Origin of the sequence: Pseudomonas sp. NPDC088885, assembly GCF_044750025.1 — a bacterium.
In the GTDB taxonomy this organism is placed as follows: Bacteria; Pseudomonadota; Gammaproteobacteria; order Pseudomonadales; family Pseudomonadaceae; genus Aquipseudomonas; species Aquipseudomonas rustica.
On sequence record NZ_JBIVJB010000067.1, the window covers coordinates 23,191 to 26,794 of the forward strand.

Below are 3,604 nucleotides of genomic sequence, written 5' to 3' on the forward strand. Positions count from 1 at the left end.
GGTGATGACGGGATCGAACCGCCGACATTCTGCTTGTAAGGCAGACGCTCTCCCAGCTGAGCTAATCACCCGTTTGCATCTCCGAGGCCGCGAAATTTACGCAGGTAGCGAACCTAAGTCAATAGCAGGATTGAAGTTTTCTAAAAAAGACGAAATTGTTTCCATCCTGCGCGAGCGCCTTCGCGAGCAAGCCCGCTCCCACAGGGGAATGCATTCCAAATGTGGGAGCGGGCTTGCTCGCGAAGGCGTCAGCTCATTTCACGCAAACGCAGGGAAAAAGACGATCTACTCGCTGTAAATCATCTTCTTGGTCATACCACCATCGACGACGAATTCCTGCCCGGTAACAAACCCGGCATTCCTCGACAGCAACCACGCAACCATCGCCGCCACGTCTTCGACCGTCCCTACCCTGCCCGCCGGATGCTGAGCATGATCGGCATCAGCCAAAGGCTCCGCTCGACGCGCCGAAGGATCGCGCGCATCGATCCAGCCCGGGCTGACCGCGTTAACACGAATCTCCGGCCCCAGACTGATCGCCAACGCGTGCGTCAGCGCCAACAACCCGCCCTTGCTCGCCGCGTACGCCTCAGAGTCGGCTTCCGATTGCCGCGCACGGGTCGACGCCAGATTGACGATCGAACCGTTGTGAGCGCGCAGGTACGGCGCGCAGTGCTTGGCCAGCAACATCGGCCCACTGAGGTTCACCGCCAACACACGATTCCAGTAGGCCAGATCGAGGCTTTCCAGGGTGATGTTGTGCGGATCAGCCACGGCCGCGTTGCACACCAGTGCATCGAGACGACCAAACTGCCCCAACACTTCAGCCACACCGAGCGCGACCTGAGCTTCGTCGGCAACGTCCATGGCGATGAACCAGGCACTTTCGCCCAGCACCTTCGCCACTTTCGAACCGCGCGCACGATCCAGATCCGTCAGCACCACTTGCCAGCCTTCGCTGATCAGCCACGCCGCAATCCCCAGACCGATACCGCGCGCGGCACCCGTGACCAGCGCAACGCGGCCATGGGTACCGGCTTTCGGAGTCGACAACTCGATCACAGCGCTGCCAGACCGCGCGCCAGATCGGCTTGCAGATCCGCCACATCTTCCAGACCGACCGCAATGCGGATCAGGCTGTCACGAATGCCCGCCGCTTCACGTTCTTGCGGCGCCAAGCGACCGTGAGAAGTGGTGCTTGGGTGGGTGATCGTGGTTTTGCTGTCGCCGAGGTTGGCGGTGATCGAAATCAGGCGAGTGGCATCGATAAAGCGCCACGCGCCCTCTTTGCCACCCTTGACCTCAAAGCTCACCACCGCACCGAAGCCCTTCTGCTGACGCTGGGCCAGTTCGTGCTGCGGATGGCTCTTGAGACCGGCGTAATGGACTTTCTCGATGCCGTCCTGCTGCTCCAGCCATTCGGCCAGTTGCTGGGCGTTGGCGCAGTGCGCCTTCATCCGCAGGTTGAGGGTTTCCAGACCCTTGAGGAAGATCCACGCATTGAACGGGCTCAGGGTCGGCCCGGCAGTGCGCAGGAAACCAACGATTTCTTTCATCTGCTCGCTGCGACCGGCGACCACGCCGCCCATGCAACGGCCTTGGCCGTCGATGAACTTGGTTGCCGAATGCACGACGATGTCCGCACCCATTTTCAGCGGCTGCTGCAAGGCTGGCGTGCAGAAGCAGTTGTCGACCACCAGCATCGCGCCTTTGGCGTGCGCGATTTCCGCCAGCGCGGCGATATCGACCAGCTCCGCCAGAGGATTGGACGGCGACTCGACGAAGAGCAATTTGGTGTTCGGCTTGATCGCCGCGTCCCAGCCCGAAAGATCGGCCAGCGGCACGTAATCGACTTCCACGCCGAAACGCTTGAAGTACTTCTCGAACAGGCTGATGGTCGAACCGAACACGCTGCGCGAGACCAACACGTGATCGCCAGCACTGCACAGGCTCATCACCACCGCCAGAATCGCGGCCATGCCGGTTGCGGTGGCAACGGCTTGCTCGGCGCCTTCCAGCGCAGCAATCCGCTCTTCGAACGCGCGCACGGTCGGGTTGGTGTAACGCGAGTAAACGTTGCCCGGCACTTCGCCGGCAAAGCGCGCGGCCGCGTCGGCGGCAGTGCGGAACACGTAGCTGGAGGTGAAGAACATCGGATCACCGTGCTCACCTTCCGGCGTACGGTGCTGACCGGCACGTACGGCCAGGGTATCGAACGCTACGCCTTCAAGGTCGCTGTCCAGCCGACCGGCATCCCATTCCTGACTCATGCTGTCACTCCTTGCCCTGTTCTGAAATAGATACAAAACCGGCCCGGAGGCGTGATGCCTTTGTAGGAGCAGGGCTTGCCCGCGATGGGGCCTCTGGCAGCGCCAAAAGCTTCGCGGGCAAGCCTTGCTCCTACAGGCCGGTGATTACTTAGTTGTTGTACAGATCGATGATCGCACTGACCGCTTGGGTCTTGATCTTCGAGGAGTCGTTACGCGCCTGTTCGATCTTGTCCAGATACGCCTCATCGACGTCGCCGGTAACATATTTGCCGTCGAACACCGCGCAATCGAAGCTCTCGATCTTGATCTTGCCGCCACCGACCGCTTCGATCAAGTCAGGCAAGTCCTGATAGATCAGCCAGTCAGCGCCGATCAGATCCGCCACGTCTTGGGTCGAACGGTTGTGTGCAATCAACTCGTGCGCGCTTGGCATGTCGATGCCGTACACGTTCGGGAAGCGCACTGCTGGAGCAGCCGAGCAGAAGTAGACGTTTTTCGCGCCGGCTTCGCGGGCCATCTGGATGATCTGCTTGCACGTGGTGCCGCGCACGATCGAGTCGTCGACCAGCATCACGTTCTTGCCGCGGAATTCCAGCTCGATGGCGTTGAGCTTCTGGCGCACCGACTTCTTGCGCGCTGCCTGGCCCGGCATGATGAAAGTACGGCCGATGTAACGGTTCTTGACGAAGCCTTCGCGGAATTTCACGCCGAGGTGGTTCGCCAGTTCCAGTGCCGCAGTACGGCTGGTGTCCGGAATCGGGATAACCACGTCGATGTCGTGCTCTGGACGCTCGCGCAGAATCTTCTCGGCGAGTTTTTCACCCATGCGCAGACGGGCCTTATAGACCGACACGCCGTCGATGATCGAATCCGGACGCGCCAGATAAACGTGTTCGAAGATGCATGGGGTCAGCGAAGGATTGGTCGCGCACTGACGGGTGTGCAGCTTGCCCTCTTCAGTGATGTAGACCGCTTCGCCCGGCGCCAGGTCGCGAATCAGGGTGAAACCGAGCACGTCCAGGGAAACGCTTTCCGAGGCGATCATGTACTCGACGCCTTCGTCGGTGTGACGCTGGCCGAACACGATCGGACGGATGCCGTGCGGGTCACGGAAACCGACGATGCCGTAACCGGTGATCATCGCGACCACCGCGTAACCGCCGACGCAACGGTTGTGCACGTCGGTCACGGCGGCAAACACGTCTTCTTCGGTCGGTTGCAGCTTGCCGCGCTGGGCCAGCTCGTGAGCGAACACGTTCAGCAGCACTTCCGAGTCGGAACACCCCGGCCTGACGCTCTTCGATATAGCGCTCGAGAATCTGCCGGATCGCCGG

At 61.0% G+C, this 3,604-nt stretch carries 3 protein-coding genes and 1 tRNA gene; all 4 read right to left on the reverse strand.

Features of this window, described 5'->3' with window-relative positions:
• Positions 1-71 (reverse strand) — tRNA-Val (locus ACIP1X_RS21235).
• Between the two features lie 214 nt (positions 72-285).
• On the reverse strand, positions 286-1,062 hold the full coding sequence (locus ACIP1X_RS21240) for an SDR family oxidoreductase (RefSeq protein WP_400754874.1): 777 nt from the start codon (positions 1,060-1,062) through the stop codon (positions 286-288).
• Positions 1,059-2,270: an O-succinylhomoserine sulfhydrylase gene (locus ACIP1X_RS21245; protein ID WP_053118950.1), complete on the reverse strand. Its 1,212-nt coding sequence runs from the start codon at positions 2,268-2,270 to the stop codon at positions 1,059-1,061. Before ACIP1X_RS21245 ends, ACIP1X_RS21240 begins: the two co-directional genes overlap by 4 nt.
• Positions 2,271-2,418: 148 nt before the next feature.
• Positions 2,419-3,604: amidophosphoribosyltransferase (gene purF, locus ACIP1X_RS21250; RefSeq protein WP_400754876.1), on the reverse strand; the 1,186-nt coding region annotated here is incomplete at its 5' end.

Bases quoted from the DNA above. Each gene is read 5' to 3' on its own strand.
- ACIP1X_RS21245 (WP_053118950.1), bottom strand. From the start codon at position 2,270: ATGAGTCAGGAATGGGATGCCGGTCGGCTGGACAGCGACCTTGAAGGC.